The sequence below is a fragment of the Thermocrinis jamiesonii genome (genome assembly GCF_000702425.1).
GTDB lineage: Bacteria > Aquificota > Aquificia > Aquificales > Aquificaceae > Thermocrinis > Thermocrinis jamiesonii.
The window spans coordinates 143172-163080 of the sequence record NZ_JNIE01000004.1 but is presented as its reverse complement, the minus strand read 5'-3'; the positions used below and the strand labels follow the sequence as shown (position 1 = coordinate 163080).

General features: G+C 41.7%; 23 protein-coding genes and 3 tRNA genes. 10 read left to right on the top strand and 16 right to left on the bottom strand.

The window, feature by feature from the left end; genetic code table 11:
- Positions 1-6: 6 nt before the first annotated feature.
- The 5 genes from K217_RS0105125 to K217_RS0105105 all read right to left on the bottom strand — a co-directional run bounded on the left by K217_RS0105125 (position 7) and on the right by K217_RS0105105 (position 3734).
- Positions 7-633 (bottom strand): lysophospholipid acyltransferase family protein, encoded by a 627-nt coding sequence (locus K217_RS0105125; RefSeq protein ID WP_029552057.1) that lies wholly within the window; start codon positions 631-633, stop codon positions 7-9.
- Complete coding sequence (locus K217_RS0105120) at positions 630-1289, bottom strand: endonuclease V (protein ID WP_029552056.1); 660 nt, start codon at positions 1287-1289, stop codon at positions 630-632. The genes K217_RS0105125 and K217_RS0105120 overlap by 4 nt, the downstream gene beginning before the upstream one ends.
- Positions 1290-1405: 116 nt before the next feature.
- Positions 1406-2230, bottom strand: coding sequence for an enoyl-ACP reductase FabI (locus tag K217_RS0105115; protein WP_029552055.1), 825 nt, complete (start codon positions 2228-2230; stop codon positions 1406-1408).
- Entirely contained in the window at positions 2231-3028 is a 798-nt protein-coding gene (locus K217_RS0105110) for a 2-amino-3,7-dideoxy-D-threo-hept-6-ulosonate synthase (RefSeq protein ID WP_029552054.1), read from the bottom strand.
- Between the two features lie 4 nt (positions 3029-3032).
- Entirely contained in the window at positions 3033-3734 is a 702-nt protein-coding gene (locus tag K217_RS0105105; protein WP_197017595.1) for an energy transducer TonB family protein, read from the bottom strand.
- A 358-nt stretch (positions 3735-4092) separates the two neighbouring features.
- On the opposite strand from K217_RS0105105, the gene accC reads away from it, so the two are divergent.
- Both accC and K217_RS0105095 read left to right on the top strand, forming a co-directional pair.
- Positions 4093-5427, top strand: a complete 1335-nt coding sequence (accC, locus tag K217_RS0105100; RefSeq protein ID WP_029552052.1) for an acetyl-CoA carboxylase biotin carboxylase subunit — start codon at positions 4093-4095, stop codon at positions 5425-5427.
- On the top strand, positions 5424-6224 hold the full coding sequence (locus K217_RS0105095; protein ID WP_029552051.1) for an LpxI family protein: 801 nt from the start codon (positions 5424-5426) through the stop codon (positions 6222-6224). Before accC ends, K217_RS0105095 begins: the two co-directional genes overlap by 4 nt.
- Here K217_RS0105095 and K217_RS0105090 read toward each other — a convergent pair.
- The gene (locus K217_RS0105090; RefSeq protein WP_029552050.1) at positions 6214-6945 is read right to left on the bottom strand and encodes a hypothetical protein; all 732 of its coding nucleotides are present in this window, start codon (positions 6943-6945) and stop codon (positions 6214-6216) included. The genes K217_RS0105095 and K217_RS0105090 overlap by 11 nt on opposite strands.
- Before the next feature lie 290 nt (positions 6946-7235).
- A complete protein-coding gene (locus K217_RS0105080) occupies positions 7236-7982 on the bottom strand; it encodes a YebC/PmpR family DNA-binding transcriptional regulator (RefSeq protein WP_029552048.1) in 747 nt (248 codons plus the stop codon).
- A 20-nt stretch (positions 7983-8002) separates the two neighbouring features.
- Between K217_RS0105080 and mtaB the strand changes: the two genes are divergently transcribed.
- Both mtaB and K217_RS0105070 read left to right on the top strand, forming a co-directional pair.
- Positions 8003-9229: a tRNA (N(6)-L-threonylcarbamoyladenosine(37)-C(2))-methylthiotransferase MtaB gene (mtaB, locus tag K217_RS0105075; protein WP_029552047.1), complete on the top strand. Its 1227-nt coding sequence runs from the start codon at positions 8003-8005 to the stop codon at positions 9227-9229.
- Between the two features lie 85 nt (positions 9230-9314).
- Positions 9315-9851: a fasciclin domain-containing protein gene (locus tag K217_RS0105070; protein ID WP_029552046.1), complete on the top strand. Its 537-nt coding sequence runs from the start codon at positions 9315-9317 to the stop codon at positions 9849-9851.
- A 40-nt stretch (positions 9852-9891) separates the two neighbouring features.
- Here K217_RS0105070 and pyrG read toward each other — a convergent pair whose 3' ends face one another.
- The 8 genes from pyrG to pyrF all read right to left on the bottom strand — a co-directional run bounded on the left by pyrG (position 9892) and on the right by pyrF (position 16070).
- A complete protein-coding gene (gene pyrG / locus K217_RS0105065) occupies positions 9892-11475 on the bottom strand; it encodes a CTP synthase (protein ID WP_029552045.1) in 1584 nt (527 codons plus the stop codon).
- A 12-nt stretch (positions 11476-11487) separates the two neighbouring features.
- Complete coding sequence (gene ilvB, locus K217_RS0105060) at positions 11488-13242, bottom strand: biosynthetic-type acetolactate synthase large subunit (protein ID WP_029552044.1); 1755 nt, start codon at positions 13240-13242, stop codon at positions 11488-11490.
- Positions 13243-13269: 27 nt separating this feature from the next.
- Complete coding sequence (locus tag K217_RS0105055; protein WP_029552043.1) at positions 13270-13683, bottom strand: molybdenum cofactor biosynthesis protein MoaE; 414 nt, start codon at positions 13681-13683, stop codon at positions 13270-13272.
- 18 nt (positions 13684-13701) lie between these two features.
- Complete coding sequence (mltG, locus tag K217_RS0105050; protein ID WP_029552042.1) at positions 13702-14661, bottom strand: endolytic transglycosylase MltG; 960 nt, start codon at positions 14659-14661, stop codon at positions 13702-13704.
- The gene (gene ruvX, locus K217_RS0105045; RefSeq protein WP_029552041.1) at positions 14658-15059 is read right to left on the bottom strand and encodes a Holliday junction resolvase RuvX; all 402 of its coding nucleotides are present in this window, start codon (positions 15057-15059) and stop codon (positions 14658-14660) included. Before ruvX ends, mltG begins: the two co-directional genes overlap by 4 nt.
- Positions 15056-15241, bottom strand: coding sequence for a YgaP family membrane protein (locus K217_RS0105040; RefSeq protein WP_029552040.1), 186 nt, complete (start codon positions 15239-15241; stop codon positions 15056-15058). The genes ruvX and K217_RS0105040 overlap by 4 nt, the downstream gene beginning before the upstream one ends.
- Positions 15242-15261: 20 nt before the next feature.
- Positions 15262-15334 (bottom strand) — tRNA-Val (locus K217_RS0105035).
- A gap of 40 nt (positions 15335-15374) precedes the next feature.
- Complete coding sequence (pyrF, locus tag K217_RS0105030; RefSeq protein ID WP_029552039.1) at positions 15375-16070, bottom strand: orotidine-5'-phosphate decarboxylase; 696 nt, start codon at positions 16068-16070, stop codon at positions 15375-15377.
- Between the two features lie 23 nt (positions 16071-16093).
- Here pyrF and K217_RS0105025 point away from each other — a divergent pair.
- The 6 genes from K217_RS0105025 (at position 16094) to K217_RS0105000 (ending at position 19001) form a co-directional block, all read left to right on the top strand.
- A tRNA-Ser gene (locus K217_RS0105025) sits at positions 16094-16183 on the top strand.
- Between the two features lie 7 nt (positions 16184-16190).
- Positions 16191-16262, top strand: a tRNA-Ala gene (locus tag K217_RS0105020).
- A 16-nt stretch (positions 16263-16278) separates the two neighbouring features.
- Positions 16279-16737 carry a hypothetical protein gene (locus K217_RS0105015; RefSeq protein ID WP_029552038.1) on the top strand — a complete coding sequence of 153 codons (459 nt, stop codon included), beginning with the start codon at positions 16279-16281 and terminating at the stop codon, positions 16735-16737.
- An 8-nt stretch (positions 16738-16745) separates the two neighbouring features.
- Positions 16746-17084, top strand: coding sequence for a preprotein translocase subunit SecG (gene secG, locus K217_RS0105010; RefSeq protein ID WP_029552037.1), 339 nt, complete (start codon positions 16746-16748; stop codon positions 17082-17084).
- A complete protein-coding gene (gene prmC, locus K217_RS0105005) occupies positions 16990-17799 on the top strand; it encodes a peptide chain release factor N(5)-glutamine methyltransferase (protein ID WP_038028119.1) in 810 nt (269 codons plus the stop codon). Before secG ends, prmC begins: the two co-directional genes overlap by 95 nt.
- Positions 17787-19001, top strand: a complete 1215-nt coding sequence (locus K217_RS0105000; RefSeq protein ID WP_038028118.1) for a hemolysin family protein — start codon at positions 17787-17789, stop codon at positions 18999-19001. Before prmC ends, K217_RS0105000 begins: the two co-directional genes overlap by 13 nt.
- Here the strand turns inward: K217_RS0105000 and K217_RS0104995 are convergent.
- Entirely contained in the window at positions 18976-19884 is a 909-nt protein-coding gene (locus K217_RS0104995) for a TerC family protein (RefSeq protein WP_425477617.1), read from the bottom strand. The two genes, K217_RS0105000 and K217_RS0104995, sit on opposite strands and share 26 nt — an antisense overlap.
- Between the last annotated feature and the right edge of the window lie 25 nt (positions 19885-19909).

Here is a 19909-nt window from a genome sequence, read left to right as displayed (position 1 = left end):
AACAAATTATAACTTACTCAAGGTTTTTATCTCCTCCATTATCTTGATAGCTACTTCTTTGTAGTTGGTTTCCTTAGAGTAATCTTTGGGTTTTCCTATTATTACCCTTATGGTAGGACCGGGCTTTGGAAAGCTTTTGCCCCTTGGCATTACTTTATCTGTCCCGTCTATATAGACCGGCAAAACTTGTTTTTTGCTTTTTATGGCTAAGATACCCACGCCGAGCTTTGGTCTCAGAAATTCCCCGGGGTTTGCCCTTGAACCTTCTGGAAATATGCACACTTTACAACCCTTCTCTAAGAAGCTAAGAGATAGCTCTAAGGCTTGCATATCACCTGAACCTCTTTTGACCGGAATTGCACCCATGTGGGGCAGAAGTTTTCCAAGTAATGGAACTTTAAAAAGCTCTTCCTTTGCGATGAAAATTAAAGGTTCAGGGAATACTGCGTTCAGAACTGGTGGATCCAAGTGACTCCTGTGATTGGATGCTACAATACAAGCTTCAGAAGGCACATTTTCCAAACCTACCACCTCTATTCTAAACACTTTTTTAAAGAGGGGCTTAACAAAAGGACAAAGGGGTGATAATATGCGGTTGGCTAAAAAACTGTTTATGCACTTGTGTTTCTTCATGCTTCTTTCCTTATCCTTTGCAAATAGTTGTGTGCCAGTCTGGTAGGTTCAGGGATACGATAGATGGATGTTCTCAAAACGAGCTCTATAGCGGTGTTTAAGCTTATGTTATTTCCGGCAGATACATATATAGGCTCTGCATAATCCTTTGTCCTAACAACTGCCCCCACAACTTTCCCCTTATAAGTCATGTAATGATAACTACCTTTTTTCCAGCTTGGATCTTTTGCATATCCTACAAGTTTGCTTTTTGCTACTCCCACGGTAGGTTCTCCCGTCTCCACACCAAAGTGAGATGCTATTCCGCAACCTCGCGGATGGGCTACTCCCTGACCGTCTATAAAATAGACGTCTGCCTTCACTTCTGCCTGTTTGTATAGCTCAAGCATAAGGGGCATTTCCCTAAAGGCCAAAAAGGTTGGAATGTAAGGAAAATCTACAATACCTTCCACAACCTTGTAATATACGGGCTTTAAAGTCTTCAGCTCTATTACCACAAGACATGCCCATGCCCTTGTGGGAGTATCCTTTAAACTCTCAAAGGTTAAGTCTATGCCACCTATAAGTTCTAACTTTTTGAAGTTATCCTTAAGCACGACCTTTTTTGAACACTCTATCTGTATCTTCTCCAGAGGTTGTTCGAAAAAGTTTCTCATCGAAACATCCCCCCAACCTCTAATGGAACTAACCTTTTCCTAAAACTGTTCCACATGGTTTCCACCATTGGTAGGCAGGTCAGGAAACAGTAACTACTCAGCACTACCCTAAGTATTCACAACTCTGTTTTTTTACCAAAAACCTCTTTCTTGATCTCCTCTTCCCTCCCAAACACACCCATTATGTGGTATCCATTGTCTACATGCACAACCTCTCCGGTTATAGCTCTTGCCCAATCGCTACAGAGGAAAACCGCAGTATCCCCTACGTCATCTATGGTAATAGCCTTTCCAAACGGATTTACCTTTGTGGTATGCTCCATAAGTAGGTGAAAGCCAGTAATGCTGTATGCGGCAAGGGTCTTTATAGGACCTGCCGATATGGCGTTTATCCTATGTCCATACTTTGCTATATCGTAGGCTAAATACCTGACTGTGCATTCAAGAGCAGCCTTTGCTATACCCATAACGTTGTAATGGGGAACCACCTTTTCCGCTCCATAATAAGACAAGGTTATAATACTACCGTTTCTTCCCTCCATCAAAGGAAGCAGTGCTTTTGTTAAAGCTATCAGTGAGTATACGGACACGTCCATTGCGACTTTAAACCCTTCCCTTGAAGTATCTATTACACCACCTTTAAACTCTTCCTTTGGAGCATAAGCTATGGAATGGACTATTATGTCCAAGCTTCCCCACTCCTTTTGTAGCCAATCCTTCAAAGCAAGTATATGCTCATCCTTTGACACATCACACTCAAACACAAGCTCACTGCCAAATTCCTTGGCAATATCTTCCACCCTCTTTTTAAGTTTTTCGTTGGCGTAGGTAAAAGCCATCTGGGCACCTTCTCTGTGGAAAGACTTGGCTATGCCATAAGCTATACTTCTCTCATTTGCTATACCTGTTATTAAAGCCCTCTTACCCGATAGAAGACCCATCTATTCACCTCCTTCCAGTATGCTCAATGCCTGCTCTACAGAGCCATTTTTATGAACCAACTCATACAGAGCCCTTACCATCTTTACCCTGTCCTTAGCCTGAAAGACGTTCCTTCCAATAGATAAGCCCTTTGCTCCAGCCTGCATGGCTCCATAGACCATTTCCAAAACCTCTCTCTCTGTTTTCATCTTTGGACCACCCGCTATCACCACGGGCACAGGACAACCTTCCACTACCTTATAAAACGTTTCTGGTGAGCCCGTGTATGGAACCTTAACTATGTCCGCCCCCAACTCGGCCCCTATCCTTGCACAGTGAGCAACTACCTTAGGGTCATACTGGTTCATGTCCTTTCCCCTTCCATAGACCATAGCCAAAAGGGGCATACCCCACTCTTCACAAACTCTGGATACAAAACCAAAGTCTCTTAGCATCTCCCTTTCTAAGTCTGCTCCCAAGTTTACATGAATAGAGACCGCATCTGCTCCAAGCTTTATAGCTTCCTCCACAGTGCAAACAAGGGTCTTGTCATTCTTAGTTGGAGCCCAGTCTGTGGATGCAGAAAGATGGACTATAAGCCCAATATCTTTACCACGACCCCTGTGGCCTACCTTTACCATGCCTTTGTGTAAGACTACCGCATTAGCTCCGCCTTCGGCTACATCATCCACAGCCTTTTTTATGTCCGTTATACCTTCTATAGGACCAGAACTTACTCCGTGATCCATGGGCACTATAATCGTCTTACCCGTTTCCCTATTTATGATCCTTTCCAATCTCACCAACTTGCCTATCATACTTTTAACCTCCTTTAAACCTGAATGTCATAATCCCCGTTTGTATTATATTATCTCTAATAGGTTCAAACCTTATACCTTTTACAAAATCTACTATGGACTTGTCCACCTCTGGCACACCGCTTCTTTTTAATATTTCAACCTTTGAGATTTTACCGGAAGGATCCACCCAGATCTTCAACTGCACAGTAGAGGGCAGTTCAGTAACCGCTATCTTTGGAAAGGGTGGGACAAATACAACCTGCCTTGAACCACCTGCAAAGCCTACATGGCCTTGAACTATGCTTGCGGTTATCTCACCTAATTGCTCACCGACTTTGACATTACTTTGATCAGCTCCTGCTTTTTTACTAAGCACTTTCTTTTCTATCTCTGAAAGTATGGACTCCTCGTTTTGCTCTTCCTCTTTCTTAGGACTAATAGGAATATCCCCCCTTTCAGCTTTTAAAGGAGCTGAGCCAGACGCATTAACTGTTTTCTGGGATGGAGCTTTAGCTAAACTACTGACAGGTTTGATTAAACTAAAGACATCCTCCTTTGGCTTCTCTTCCAACAAAAGTTTTATAGGCTTGCTAACCTGCGTGTTTATATCTTTGATTACTAAGTGAAGTGAAAGGTAAGAAAACAAGATAAGATTTATACTGATAGCGATAAAAAGATACAAGCTTTTTTCAAGCAAATTGCCCTTATCTAATGGATTATTCACATAGTTTATTATAAATCTATTTTGTCCAAAAGCCTTGCCCTCTCCATAGCCCTCAACCTTATCCTTGCTCCATAAACCACTTTTATTCCTCTGTTGTAGAGCAGAAAACCTGCAGAGTATAATTATTCCACAGTGATGTTTTTAAGTGTTCAGTTTAAGCTGTGGTCAACGGAAAGAATCCTAAGCAAAGGCTGGTAAAAACCAGTCAAAGTGCTTGGGAAATCTTTCACAGGGGGCTTCTCTCCCTTAAAGTCTGTTATAATTGAAGGGAGATGGCAAAGGTGGGCAAGTGGGTTAGTTTTTTCGGCTTTGGGAGCGTAAATCTTCGATACTGAATGAATAATTGGATAAAGCTCTAATGATTAAAAAGCTTTTGATAGCTAACAGAGGAGAGATTGCGGTAAGGATAATAAGGACATGCAAAGAGTTAGGTATAAGGTCTGTTGCTGTTTATTCGGAAGCGGATAGAGAATCTATGCATGTAAAGCTGGCAGACGAGAGCATATGCATAGGTCCTGCAGAGCCTTCAAAGAGCTATTTGGACATTCCAAGGATCATGGCATCCATTGAGGTGTCTTCTGCGGATGCGGTTCATCCCGGTTATGGCTTTCTCTCTGAAAACCCAAAATTTGCCCAGATTGTAGAAGCAAGTAATAAGATCTTTATCGGCCCCTCTTCAGAAACGTTGGCGCTTATAGGGGACAAAATAAAGGCTAAGGAAATTGCTAAGAAGGTTGGTATTCCTTTAGTTCCCGGAAGCGATGGTCCTGTAGATTTTCAGAAAGCTTTGGAAATAGCTAAGCAGATAAAGTATCCTGTGGTTATAAAGTCTGCGGGCGGTGGCGGTGGAAGGGGCATAAGGGTGGTTTATGACGAAAAAGAGCTAAGGGAAAAATTACCCTTGGCTATGCAGGAGTCAAAGTCAGCCTTTGGAGACGATAGGGTGTATATAGAAAAGTATTTGGTAAATCCCAAACATATAGAGGTGCAAGTGCTAGCAGACAGGTATGGAAATGTAATAGCCTTGGGGGAAAGGGAGTGTTCAATCCAGAGGAGATACCAAAAACTCGTAGAGGAAGCACCAAGCGCAAGCATTACAGAAGAACAAAGGAAAACCTTAGAGGAAATGGCTGTAGAGTTTTGCAAGGCAATAAATTATGTCGGTGCGGGAACCGTAGAGTTCCTTATGGATCAAGAGGGAAACTTTTACTTTATGGAAATGAATGGAAGGATACAGGTAGAGCATCCTGTAACCGAGATGATTACAGGCATAGACATAGTAAAGGAACAAATTAGAATAGCAGAGGGGGAAAAGCTCAGCATAAAGAAGTTAGAAAAACAAGGTTATGCCATAGAGTTTAGGATAAATGCGGAGGACCCCAATACCTTTTTACCGTTTCCCGGCAGAATAGATAAACTTTTTCTTCCTGGTGGTCCGGGCGTGAGAGTGGATACTCATATCTACTGTGGATACAAGATCCCTCCCTTTTACGATTCTTTGATTGCCAAACTCATAGTATGGGGCGCAACCAGAGAAGAAGCCATAAATCGGGCGAAAAGGGCTTTGGAGGAGTTTATCATAGAAGGAGAAAGCCTACGGACTAACATAGATTTTCACAAAAGACTGTTGGCGACAAGGGAGTTTAGAACCGCAAAACATCACGTACGATTTTTGGAGGAGATGCTGATTTGAAGGTCTGCTTAGTGGCAGGGTCTGGTAGTTTGCCATCGGTCTTTAAAAAGAGTGCAGAAAAACTTGGAGAGGAAGTTTTCGTAGTTGGTGTAAAAGGTATTACGGACATAGAAGCTCAAGCTTATCTCCCCCTTGGAAAGGTTGGTTCTTTGGTTAAGCTTTTGGAAAAAAGAGGAATAAACAAGATAGTTCTTTTGGGTAAGTTTGAACACAAACTGCTTTTTTCACATCTTTTGACCTTAGACGGATTAGCTCTCAAGATCCTATCTAAGGCTAAGGACAGAAGAGCCCAAAGCATTATAAAGGCTCTCATCGAAGAGTTGGAAACGATAGGCTTTGAGTTCATAGACCCCACACCCTACCTTCAGGATATCATAGCGGGAAGTGGGCTTTTAAACGCAGTAGAGCCATCCCAAGAAGCACTGGAGGATGGGTTATTTGGATATGGTATAGCCAAGGAGATCGCAAGCTTGGACGTAGGGCAAACGGTAGTGGTAAAGCAAAGGACGGTGGTGAGCGTGGAGGCTATGGAGGGAACGCAAGAGGCTATACTAAGAGCTGGAAAGATTGCGGGCAAGGGTTGTAGGGTTATAAAGGTAGCAAGAAAAACCCAAGACTTTAGGATAGATGTGCCTACGGTGGGACTTCAGACCTTAGAAGCCCTTAGGTCTATAAAGGCAGATGCCCTTTTTTTGGAAGCGGGAAAGGTCTATGTAGTGGATAAAGAAAAGTTTTTAAAGCTTGCGGATAGGTATAAGATCTCGGTGGTGGGTTTGCCTCTTGAAGCTAATCCTTAAGATAGTATCTGTAAGCCCACTTTATGCCAAAGGCTCCATCTTTTATGTATAGGACTAACACATCTCCCACCTGTGCCCTATTGTATACCCCTTCTGATACACGAAAGGAACATCCTGTGAGCTCAAGCACTACCCTAAACCCTCCCCTATGAGCATGATATTTCCTTAGGATGTTGGTTTTAATCATCTTTGGCTCAGATTTATCAAACTTTGCGTTAAAAGGCTTAAGTATGGTCAGGGGTATAAAGTAATATCCCGCAAAGTAAAGAATGGCTAAAGGCAATAAGTGGGCTCTTAGATGTAGGTGTTTTCCCAACAAAAAAATAGCCAGAAAAAAGTGAGCAAGGAATATGGGAGTTAGAACTTTAAAGCCCAACAAAAATAGCTCGTTCTCACATAGGGCACCTCTGTATCCTTTGGTCATCCAATAGATCCCAAGGGCAGACAGAGGAATGAATATGCCCGCCGGTGTATAGTAAAGGATCCAGTTCCTGAGCCTTTCTTTTTCTGGGCCAACGGAGGAGCTGGGCAAACCCTCCAAGCTTGGTATTACATCAAGCATCAACTCTATTGCTCTTTTTACTTCATACTCCAATCTTTCATCTATTCTCTTTGCATTTAGGATTAGCTTTAATGTCCTACCACCTATATTTACTGAGGAAAGGCGAGGAAGTTCTCCCCGCTCTGTAAGGAGTTTGATCTTAGAGTTTTCCAAAACCATTTTTGCCCAATTTTCATCGTCGTAAAAGGTTTTAAATTCTTTGGAAAAGAGCCACTTTTCTATGGATAGGAAACCGTTAATTGATATTGGGGTGCTTATTTCTAAGTTACGCTTAAAAAACTTATCTTAAATCTCCTGTTGCCCAGTGTAAGAAGAGCCCTTGGAAAAAGGTAAGAGGTTATATCCGCTCCGAGTTTTTTGTAAAATTTTATGACTCTTCCATAGTAGCTAAGGATAAGATAAAGTATAAGTATTAAAACTCCTAAGAGCTTGTAAAAATCCTCCACTATTTAAATACCCGCCAATAGCTCCTCTGCCATGTCAAAGTTGGCTATAACCTCTTTGACATCTTCGAGCTCATCAAGGGCATCCAAGAGTTTTAAAAGCTTTTTGGCAGTTTCTGGGTCTGTTATAGATACCGTGCTGTTTGGTTTGTAGGTTATCTCTGCTTTTTCCACCTGAACTCCAAAGGATTGAAGCTTTTCCTTTACTTGGTATAGCTCCTCCGGAAGGGTGTAGATCGTATAGGCTACATTCCCAACTAAGATGTCCTCTGCTCCTGCCTCCAGTGCCTTTTCGTAAAGTTCATCCTCCGAAATGCTATCTTTTGGAACCTCTATAAGACCTACCCTGTCAAACAAGAAGGATACACATCCAGAAGAACCAAGGTTTCCTCCGTGTTTGGAAAGCACATGCCTTATCTCAGAGGTTGTCCTGTTTCTGTTGTCTGTGGTCGCAAGGATCATCAAAGCTACACCACCAGGTCCATAACCTTCGTAGATCACCTCCTCATAGTTTTCTCCTCCCAGTTCTCCCGTTCCCTTTTTTATAGCCCTCTCTATGGTTTCCATAGGCATGTTTGCTTTTTTGGCATTTTCTATTGCGTTCCTTAGTCTTGGATTTGTCTCAGGATTTGGTCCTCCTTGCCTGACCGCTACGGTTATTTCTCTTATAAGTTTGTTAAATAACTTTCCCCTTTGTGCATCCGCCTTTGCTTTTTTGTGTTTGATCTGTGCCCAATGACTGTGCCCTGCCATGGTATTATATTTTAATCTTTGTGAGGTTTTCTGTCATAAATCTTGGGTGCAGAAGCAACTACTTTGACGGTGAGTTTATAGCCCAAAGATTACTACAAAAAGGCTATGTAAGAACTGATGGTGAGGCGGACATTTACATAATAAATACATGCACGGTGACCTCCGAAGCGGACAGATCTTCCCGTCAGCAGATATACAGAGCCAAAAGGGAAAACCCACAGGCAATAGTTGTAGCAACAGGTTGCTATGCCCAAACTAATCCAAAAGCCCTTGCAAGTCTGAAGGAAGTGGATCTGGTAATAGGCAACTCCCACAAACACATGCTTGTAGAGATATTAGAAGACTACCTACAGTCAAAGGGCAAAGGGGTGTTTGTGGATAACATCTTTAAACAAAATCGTTTGGAAAATTTTGATCTTGTTATCTTTTTTGAAAAGGCAAGACCCTTTTTAAAGATTCAGGAAGGCTGTAACAACTTTTGCACCTTTTGCATTATACCCTACGCAAGGGGAAAGCTAAGGAGTGTGCCTGTGCAAAAGGTTTTAGAACAAGTAAAGCTAATTGCGGAAAGGGGGTTTAAAGAGATAGTGCTAAGTGGCACCCAACTTACTCAATATGGACGGGATTTAAACACAAGTCTATACGAGCTTATGCTAAAACTTCTTAGTGTAAAAGACATTGAAATTTTTAGACTTTCTTCTCTGTATCCTTCCGAAATAGACGAAAGGCTTTTGGACCTTATAACAAGTGAAGAAAGGATAGCGCCCCATTTTCACATATCTTTGCAAAGCGGTTCCAACAGAATTCTAAAACTTATGGAAAGGGGCTATACAGTTGAGGATTACAAAAGGCTTGTAGAAAAAATACTGAAAAAAAGACCTCTGTCCGCCATTGGCACAGACATAATCGTAGGCTTTCCCACAGAAAGCGAGGAAGACTTTGAGGAAACTTATCGCTTGGTTGAAGCTCTTCCCTTTGCATACCTTCATATCTTTAGCTATTCAGACAGGCCCTATACAAAAGCGAGTAAAATGTCACCAAAGGTAAAGCAAGAGGTTATAAAAGAAAGGGTAAAACTGCTGAAGGCTCTGGATGAAAAGAAAAGGCGGGAGTTTAAAAAGGCTATGGAAGGAAAAACATTGAGAGCTTTGATCATAGAGAAGGGTAGGGCTCTTACTGAAAACTACATTTACTTGGAAAACCCAGACTTTGAAGATGTGGGAAACATAAGGCTTGTAAGGATATAAAGTTTTGTTAAACGGTAAAAATCAAGCTTCAAAAGAAGACACTAAGCTGATACTTTTTGAAAAAACCCACAAAAGGAGGTGAGCCATGCTTAGATACATTATCAGAGCAAAGAAGCGCATGCTTCTTAAAAAGGCCATCTTTTTAGGCTTGGCGATTGGGATACCGGCCATGACTCTGAGCTGTAGTGGAACTCAGGCCAGTATGTACCAAAAGAAAGCCCAAGCCAACATAGTGGAAACTGCCAAGAAGGCAGGTCAGTTCAACACCCTTCTCACAGCCCTCAAAGAAGCTGGCTTAGAAGGAACCTTAGCCACCAAGTGTTGTTTTACAGTTTTTGCTCCCACAGATGAAGCTTTTGCAAAGATTCCAAAGAAAGACCTTGAGGCTTTACTAAAGGACAAGGAAGCCCTCAAAAAGGTGCTTCTCTACCACGTAGTGGAAGGTAAGGTATATTCAAAACAGCTAAAGGAAGGAGATGTTAAAACTCTGCAAGGACAGAATGCAAAGGTAACTCTTAAGGGTGGGCCAAAGATAAACGACGCTAACATAGTAAAAACGGACATAGAAGCATCCAACGGTGTGATCCACGTAATAGACAAGGTCATACTCCCACCCAATTAATAATCCCATGCCCCTCCGGGGGCTTTTTCAGAAAACAAGATTATAGTTTTTTCTTTTCCTTTGCAGTCTTTATAAGAGAAACAAACAAAGGGTGTGGTTCAAAGGGCTTGCTCTTGAACTCTGGGTGAAACTGACAGCCTATATACCAAGGATGGTCTTTTAGCTCTATAACTTCCACAAGCCTGCCGTCGGGAGAAAGACCAGAAAACACCATCCCTTCCCTTTCAAAGGCTTCTCTGTAGGAATTGTTAAACTCATACCTGTGTCTGTGCCTTTCGTAAATAACCTCCTTTCCGTATATTTCCCTTACCTTTGTGCCCTCTTTCAGCACGCACGGATAAGCTCCAAGTCGCATAGTCCCTCCGAGATTTTCTATTTGCTTCTGCTCGTGCATGATATCAATTACAGGATGCTTGGTATTTGGGTCAAATTCGGTAGAGTTAGCATCCTTTAACCCAAGCACGTTTCTTGCAAACTCCACGCACATAAGTTGCATACCAAGGCATATACCCAGCGTGGGCTTTTTGCTTATCCTCCCATAGTTCAAAGCCCTTATCTTACCCTCTGTTCCCCTCTCCCCAAAGCCACCAGGAACCACTATAGCATCCGCCTCTTCCAAAAGTTCCTCCTTGGGATCTTCCGAGTTAACCCAAAGGATCTCTACCCTTACACCGTTTGCTATACCTCCGTGGATCAAGGCTTCGGTCAAACTCTTATAAGAGTCCTTTAAGCTCACATACTTGCCAACTATTGCTACTTTTACTGTTTCTTGAGCGTTTTTGAGCACATAGGTTATCTTCTCCCACTTACTCTTGGACTCCACAAAGTTCAAACCAAGCCTTTTTGCCAGCCATTGGTCAAGTCCCTGTTTTTTAAAAAGGAGGGGCACTTCGTATATATAATCCACATCTGGAGCAGATATAACTGCGTCGGGGCTTACGTTTGTGTAGAGGGAAAGTTTTAGCTTTAAGTCTTCTGGAATCTCTCGCTCTGATCTGCATATCAAAACATCCGGTTGAATGCCTATAGCTCTAAGCTCCTTTACTGAGTGCTGTGTTGGTTTTGTTTTTAACTCCCCCACGCTTTTTATGTAAGGAACGTAAGTTACATGCACATAGGCACAGTTGTCTCTGCCAAGCTCCATACCAAGCTGTCTTATAGCTTCCAAAAAGGGAAGACTTTCTATGTCTCCTACAGTCCCCCCCACCTCAACTATTACAATTTGGTTATCCTTCTCAACAGCCCTTATAAGCCTCTTTATCTCGTCTGTTATATGAGGTATAACTTGAACAGTAGCTCCAAGATAGTCTCCTTTCCTTTCCCTCTGTATTACGTTAAAATAAACCCTACCAGAAGTTACGTTGTTCTCTGCCCCCATCTTTGCATTTGTAAATCTTTCGTAATGTCCAAGGTCCAGATCCGTTTCTGCGCCGTCTTCTGTAACATAAACTTCCCCATGTTGATAAGGGCTCATCGTCCCAGGATCTACGTTTAGATAAGGGTCCAATTTCTGAAGGGTCACTTTATAGCCTATCTCTTCCAAAAGGGATGCAATGGCTGCCGAAGAAACACCTTTACCCAAAGAAGAAAGAACACCACCTGTTATAAAGATATACTTTGCCACGGATATACTATTTTAACCCACTAAATACATAGTTTCTGCTTCAACAGCTTTTTTGCCATCATCCAGTATCATATCTCTGTAAGATTTGCCCGCTGGGACCATGGGCAAAACGTTTTCTTCCCTATCCACTACAAAGTCAAGCACCACTGGTTTGTCTTTTATCTTAAGAGCTTCCTCTATAATTTCCCTCACTTCCTTTGGCTTTTCTGCCCTGAAACCCACCGCTCCGCAAGCCTCCGCAAGCTTTACGAAATCAGGTTGAACGCTCAAATCCACCTCTGCGTATCTTTTCTCATAAAAAAGCTCTTGCCACTGACGAACCATCCCAAGGTAAGCATTGTTTATTATGGCTACTTTTACCGGTATCTGATACTGCACTGCAGTTACGAGCTCTTGCATAGTCATCAAGAATGATCCATCTCCATCTATTGCAATAACCTCTTTGTCAGGTCTTCCTATCTTTGCACCGATGGCTGCGGGAAAGCCAAAGCCCATAGTCCCAAGTCCGCCGGAGTTTATAAACTGTCTTGGGAATTTATATTTATAAAACATCGCCGCCCACATTTGGTGCTGACCCACACCTGCGGTAATTATGGCATCTCCCTTTGTCGCCTCCCATATCTGTTCTATCACATACTGAGGTTTTATCACTGTGTCTGAGTTTCTATACCTCAGGGGATAGTTCCTTTTCCACATTTCTATCTGTTCTATCCACGCCTGTCTTTCCTTAGGAAAGAGAAGTTTTACCCCTTCCCGCTTTAGTTCTTCTAAGAGTTTTCTTAGAACGATCTTCACATCGCCTACGATTGGCACATCCACGGTTATGTTCTTAGAAATAGACGCGGGATCCACATCTATGTGTATTATCTGTGCTTGGGGGGCAAACTCTTCTATCTTTCCAGTCACCCGATCATCAAATCTTGCACCCACCGCTATCAAAAGGTCACAGTTATACACAGCCATGTTTGCATAGTAAGTGCCGTGCATTCCAAGCATATGAAGAGCTAAGGGATGGTCTTCGGGAAAGGCACCTTTACCCATATTGGTGGTAGTCACGGGTATCTTTGCAAGTTCAGCAAGTTCTATCAGTTCCTTTTGAGCTTCCGAATTAACCGCTCCGCCACCCACATAAAGCACGGGCCTTTTAGCTTCCAAGATTAATTTTGCTGCCTTCCTTATCTGCTGAGGATTACCTTCCAAATGGGGTTTGTATCCGGGTAAAGACTCTCTAACCTGTTCATCGGTGGGTATAGGAACATCCGAAAGTTTTTGAGTTATATCCTTTGGGATGTCTATAAGCACTGGTCCCGGTCTTCCTGTAGATGCTATATAAAAAGCTTGCCTTATTATGAGCGGAAGGTCTTCTATTCTTTTGACCAAAAAGTTGTGCTTTGTTATTGGTCTTGTTATGCCTACTATATCCACTTCCTGAAAGGCGTCATTACCTATGAGATGGGTAGGCACTTGTCCGGTAATAAAGACAACGGGCACAGAATCCATGTAAGCATCTGCTATAGGCGTAACCAAGTTGGTTGCTCCGGGTCCAGAGGTAGCAATCGCCACACCTACCTTACCTGTTGCCTTTGCATAGCCTTCTGCCATATGACCTGCCCCCTGTTCATGCCTTGCCAGTATGTGCTTGATAGACCCATCCCTGTATAGGGCATCGTACACCTCCATAATGGCTCCCCCAGGAATACCAAATATAACTTCCACACCCTCTTTTTTTAGCGTTTCTATTACTATGTCCGCACCTTTCCTTAGCATAAAAATACCTCCTTACTTTTTACTTTTTTATGCTCCCAAAACCCACTCTTCCCTTCCATTGGCAAAAACTTCCTTTTTCCAAATAGGTGCTCTTTTTTTAACCTCATCCACTACATACCTGCAAGCAGAGAAGGTTTCTTCTCTGTGTCCCCCATAAACTACTACCATGAAAGAGGGCTCTCCTACCTTTACCACACCCAATCTATGATGGATGAAGATCTCCTTAACAGGAAACTTATTAAAAGCTTCCTGCCTTATTTCTTGCATAACCTTTATAGCCATTTCTGGAAACGCTTCATAGTGAAGTTCTTGCACACCATCGTCTTCCCTAACTATACCCAAAAATACCACATTTGCTCCGCAGTTTTGTGGCATCTCATAAGAAGAAAGCACTTTATCCACTCCAAACCATTCCACACCTAAATAGACTTTCGGCACCATGAAAGTTAAATATATACTTTATCTTCTGTACATGGCAATATTTTTTAAATGCTCCTCATAACTGGAGCTAAAGACGTGCCTACCGTTCCCCATAGAAACAAAGTATAAGTAGTTAGTTTTTGCCGGATTTAGAGCAGCCTCTAAGGATTTTATCCCTGGATTACATATAGGAGACGGAGGCAAGCCTTTGTAATAGTAAGTGTTGTATGGATCTTCCAGCTGAAGATGCTTCCTTGTGAGCTTACCGTTCCACTCAGCCCTTCTTTTTAGGGCATATATAACCGTTGGATCTATCTGTAAGGCCATACCTTTCTTTATCCTATTGTATATAACCGAGGACACAAGAGGCCTTTCTTCATCCACACCCGTTTCCTTTTCTATCATGGATGCAATAATTACCCATTCCTCCAATGTCAGTTCTTTTTCTTCAAGCTGACTTCTCAAAGATTCAGTTCTTTTGAGAAAGTTTCTAAACATAGTATCTATGATTCTCATTGGATGTGTGTTTTTAGAGAAGTAGTAGGTGTCTGGAAATAAAAAGCCTTCCATAGTATAGGTTTTCAATCCATACTTTTTTGCAGTATCTGGAGAATTGGCAAGCTCAATAAAGTCTTCCGCCTTGCATATTGAGTATTTTTCCAATAAACTTGCTATGTCGTATATATCGTATCCTTCAGGTATAGTTATTTTGTAAAGCTTTCTTTGGCCTCTGCTTATTTTCAAATAGACATCCCACGGAAATACCAATCCGCTAAATTCGTATTCACCAGCTTCAAGCTTATCCCTCAAAAAGGTGTGAATTACAATAAAGGATAGAGGGCTTTTTAGGAGCCCCTCTCTGTAGAGTATCATGGCTATATCTACACTACTTTTGCCGTAAGTGATTTCCACAGTTTTGTGCGTCCTAACAGGAAAAAAGGCGTATATTAGAAAAACAAAAACTAAACCTAAGGGTGCAAAGATCTTGAAGTATTTCATAAGCTCTCAAAAAACTCCATTAAGATAACGTAAGCAGAAAGGGAATCTTTAAATTCTCTTTTTTTGCTTTCTTTGACATTTACCATCAGCCTGTAGGCTTCTTCTGTGGTGTAGCGTTCATCCCACAACTCAACAAGCACATCCTCTGGCAAAAAAGTTCTTAGCTTTTCAACAAACTTTCTAACTTCTGATGCCCTTTGCCCTTCCTTACCGCTGGGTGTGAGAGGAAGACCCACAAGGACAACATCTACGTTATGTTGTTTTATTATGTTTAATAAATCTGAAAATACCCCTTCCCCGTTTTTGAGTGGTTTGAGGGGAATAGCTAACTTTAAGCGTGTGTCCCCTAAGGCAAGACCTATTTTCTTACTTCCCCAATCTACTCCTAAAACCTTCAACCAGTCCTAAAGCCTAAAACTTTGTAAAGCAGACAAAAGCCTGTTACGGCTGTACCTATTAACACAAGTCCAACTATTCCAAGTATCCACCAAAGACCACCGTTAGCAAAGGCAAGGTAGATAAATATAAGACCCAAAACAACCCTTATGGCTCTGTCCCACACTGCTAAGTTTTTTTCCATGGCTTTACCTCCTTGTTAAATAGGCACGGGCGGACTCGAACCGCCGACCTCCGCCTTGTAAGGGCGGCGCTCTTCCATCTGAGCTACGCGCCTTTTGCTTTAATATAATAACACAAGAGAAAAATGGAAGACATTAGAGCTTAGGGGGATGTCCCAATGAGGGATTTTCTAACAACCTCAGAATTTCTTCAACCTTCTTGATAGGATCCTTAGCAGTCAAAATACTTCTTCCCACTACTATCATATCCGCTCCGTTTCTTATAGCTTCTTCAATTCTTACTACTCTCTTTTGGTCATCCTGTGGTTCTCCATAAAGTCTTACTCCCGGAACAACCGCAAAAAAGTTAAACTTAGATTTTAAAAGAGGAAGCTCTTTTCCAGAGCATACTAAACCTTCAATGCCACAATTCAAAGCCAAAGACGACAAGTTGAGGATGTAATCTTCCTTAGAGATACACAGTCCCCACTCCTTTAGCTGATCTTCTTCCAAGCTCGTTAATAGGGTTACGCCCAAAAGTTTAATACCCTTTGCTGTATTCACCGCTTCCCTTAGAGCATCCTTCCCTGAAACTATATGCACCGTAAGATAATCTGCTCCCAAATCTAATGCCGATAACACAGCGTTTCTTATTGTGCTTGGTATATCATGAAGCTTTAGGTCCAAAAAAAGCTCAAAACCTTTTTGCTTTATCAGGTCCGTTATCTTTCTGTGATGAGATATAAAAAGCTTATACCCAACCTTAAAAACGATGGGTTTATCTTTAAGGGCGTTTATAAGCTCAACAGCTTTGTCATAATCTGTATCTAACGCTATACAAAGTTTTGGCATTGCTTTAATATTATATATTTTGAGGAGGGGTGGCCGAGTGGACGAAGGCGGGTGATTTGAAATCACCTGTGGGTCTTGACGGCCCACCGGGGGTTCGAATCCCTCCCCCTCCGGTTGTAAGGGGACGTAGCTCAGCGGGAGAGCGCCTGCATCGCAAGCAGGAGGTCGGGGGTTCAAATCCCCTCGTCTCCAATTATATTTATAGGTTATGGGCATCTTTTCGGAGGATCTAATAAACCTTGGCGATCTTATAGATGTAGAGTTTGAGATAAAGGTTCCCGCTTCGCTTTTGAGCTCTACAGTAAAAGGTTTAAGCTTTGAGTTAGCAGAAGGTATAATGAGGGTAGGATTTAAAAAGAAGGGGTTGATATTTTCCAAAAACGTTCAGGTGCTTTTCAGAGAAGACCCTAAGGCTGTAAGGAATAAACCTAGCGAAAGAAGTATAGGACTTTTGATAGCTACTGAAAAAAATCTAAAGGAAGTTCTTGAAAAAGGTGGTTTTCTACAAGAAGGGGACCACGTATTTATAAATCTTTTGGAGGCCATAAAAAACACAGAAGAGTATCTGAAAGTTCCCAAACAGTTCAGAGAAAGGATCATTTTGAGTAGATACAAAATAAAAGATGGTTTTGTTCAGCTTTGGGCTAAGGTAAGCAAAGGTGTATAATTTTAGACATGTATTACCTGCTAATTACCCTCTTTATATTGGTTGCATTACTACTTATTGTAGTAGTTTTGATGCAAAGGGGTAGGGGTGATGTGGGAAGTGCCTTTGGAGGTATGGGACAGGGGGTGTTTGGTCCAGGCGGTGTGGATACTATACTTACAAAGGCTACTTATTGGCTCGGTTTTACCCTTATGGGTTTGGCATTGCTGATCGGATTGTTCCACCCATCAAAAAAGGGGTCTTTATTGGAAGATGAAGGTAAAAGACCTTCTGTTAATACCCAGCAAAGTATCCCAAAGGGACAAACAACTCCTTCTGGCACACCTTCTGAAGGTAAAACCCCCTGAACTTTATTTAAGAATGGATCAAGAAGTTCCAGAAGCTTTTGTAGAAGAATACTGGAAAGGTTTAAGTAAGCTGGAGGAAGGCTATCCTCTACAGTATCTTTTGGGGGAATGGGACTTTTACGGCAGAACCTTCAAAGTCAAAGAAGGTATCCTTATTCCAAGACCGGAGACAGAACTTCTCGTGGAAAAAACCTTAGAGCTCTTGGACAAACACAAAGAATACGTAGGTTTAGAAATAGGAGTTGGTAGTGGATGTATAGCTATTACCCTGCTTTTGGAAAGGGAAAATCTCTTTATGTATGGCACAGACATAAACCCGGACGCTTTGGAAATCTCTTGGTCAAATGCACAAATTCACGGAGTTTCTCGCAGATTAAAGCTGGCTCAAGGTAAAGACTTTGAACCAGTCCGAGGTATGAAGTTTGACTTTATCGTTTCCAATCCTCCTTACATACCAGAAAGTTTTTGGGAAGAGCTTCCGGATGCTTTGAAGCTGGAAGGAAAAGCTTCTCTCATAGGCGGTGAAAAAGGTTGGGAGTTTTACGAAAGGTTTTCCAAAGAAGCTAAAAACCATCTAAAGGTTGGTGGTTTTTTTGTATTAGAAATAGGACACGATCAGGGAGAGGTAGTCAAGGATATACTTAGAGAATACAAAGTAAAGGTGTTTAAGGATTATTCTGGTCAAGACAGGGTGGTTGTGGGATGGAACTTTTAGGACTATTAACCAGCGTGGTGTTTTTTGTAATATTGGAGGGGTTGTTTGCCGGTTCTGAAATAGCCCTTGTAAAAACCGACAGAAGCAGAGTTTTGGCTCTTTACAAAAAAACAAAATATTCTTTCCTAAAGGACTTTTACGACAATCCAGAGGACTACATAACCATTACCATGCTTGGATACACGATCAGCATAGTTTTTGCCTCCACTTTTTACACTTTGATAGTCATTAATTTGGCAAGGCGTTTTGAATTTCTTTCGGGACTTGAGGTGATCTTGTCCTCCACACTCGTGATTTTTACCTTGATTTTTGGAGAGTTTGTGCCAAAAAGTCTCTTTCATAAGTATGCAGATAGGATCCTTATTCCCAGCGTGTGGGTGTTGAACAAGCTAAAAAAGGTCTTACTGCCAATTCTTAAAATCGTAAGACTTATCAGTAGGTTTTTAACTAAGGTTATGGAAAGATTATCAAAGGAGAACATTTCCCGCAAAGACCTTTTGTCTGCTGTTGAAGACCTTTCAAAGGAAGAAGAGATTAATTTAGCGGTTAGGCTTCTTTCTGCAAAGGATACTCTGCTTTCTGAGGTGTTAAAACCTATCCACGAAGTGGTCATGATAAGCGAAAACGTTACAGTGGAGCAGGCTATAGCTGAGATGAAGAAAAGTGGTCATACAAAGCTACCTGTTTACAGAAGTAGAGTGGATGACATTTTGGGTTACGTAGATCTGTTTGACTTAGTGCCAGTGTATGGAAATGGATTGAGCATAAGGGAGTTTATAAGGCCTGTGGCGGTGTTTTCAGAATTTGCATCCGTGGAGAATGTTTTGAAAACTTTTATAAAGACAAAGGAAGGTTTAGGGATAGTGGTGGATGAGTTGGGCGTTGTTTTGGGAATAATTACAATGGATGACATCTCTTCATTCTTTATGGGCACTGAAGAGCTTCAGGAGGATAGGGTTAAGGAAGTGGAAAAGGATAAGTGGATAGTGGATGGAAGACTACAAATAGAAGATTTAGAGCGTCTTTTGTCTGTAAAATTTCCTGAGGGTCCTTACAGCACCATAGCAGGGCTGATTGCATATCAACTAAAAAGAGTTCCCAACAAAGGGGAATCCCTAAGCATAGATCAGATAAGGTTTAAAGTATTGCAATCTAACGGAAAGAGGGTTCAAAAGGTTATGGTTGAGAAGGTTTCTTCTTAACCAAAAGGGACGCAACCACAGACAGGAACACTGCACTGAAGATCAAAACCAAAGAAACAAACACGGGTATTTTGTAAAAGTCAGAGATCAGCATCTTTATGCCTATAAAGCCAAGTATGAAGGAAAGCCCATAGTGTAGAAAGTGAAAGAGGGACAGTATGGCAGAAGCAGCAAAGTATAAAGACCTCAGACCCAGTATGGCAAAGATGTTGGACGTATATACTATAAACGGATCATTTGATATGGCCAAAATGGCTGGCACCGAGTCTATGGCAAACATAATGTCTGAGCTTTCTACAAAAAGAAGGGCTAAGAAAAGAGGGGTCGCATAGAGTTTGCGGTTTTCTTTAATGAAGAAATTCCCATTGCTATACTTGGGACTCAAAGGTATTATTTTCTTCGCAAACCTGTAGACAATTGTGTCCTCTGGATGAAACTCCTTTTCTTCGGTTATCAAAAGCTTTACTGCAGAAACAATAAGGATTATGCCAAAGACGTAGATAACCCAATGGAAGTGCTTTATAAGCTCTATGCCCGCAAATATAAAAATGGCTCTGAAGACTATAGCCCCAAGCACACCCCAAAAAAGCACTTTATGCCTGTATTCCTCTGGAACCTTAAAGTAGGAAAAGATAAGTATGAAGACAAAGATATTGTCTAAGCTTAAGGCTTTTTCTAATGAATAGCCGGTAATGTATTCCAAAAAGCTTTGGGGACCTTTGTAATAATACACATAAACAGAAAAAGCTAACCCCACACCTATCCAAAAGGAAGAAAGTAAAAGGGATTCCTTTATGGATATCTTGTGCGGGTTTTTATGAAAGACAAAAAGGTCTAAAAACAGCGCAAACAAAACCACGAACCCAAATATGATCCAACCCAACTCAATCACTTAAGGCTAAGGCTGT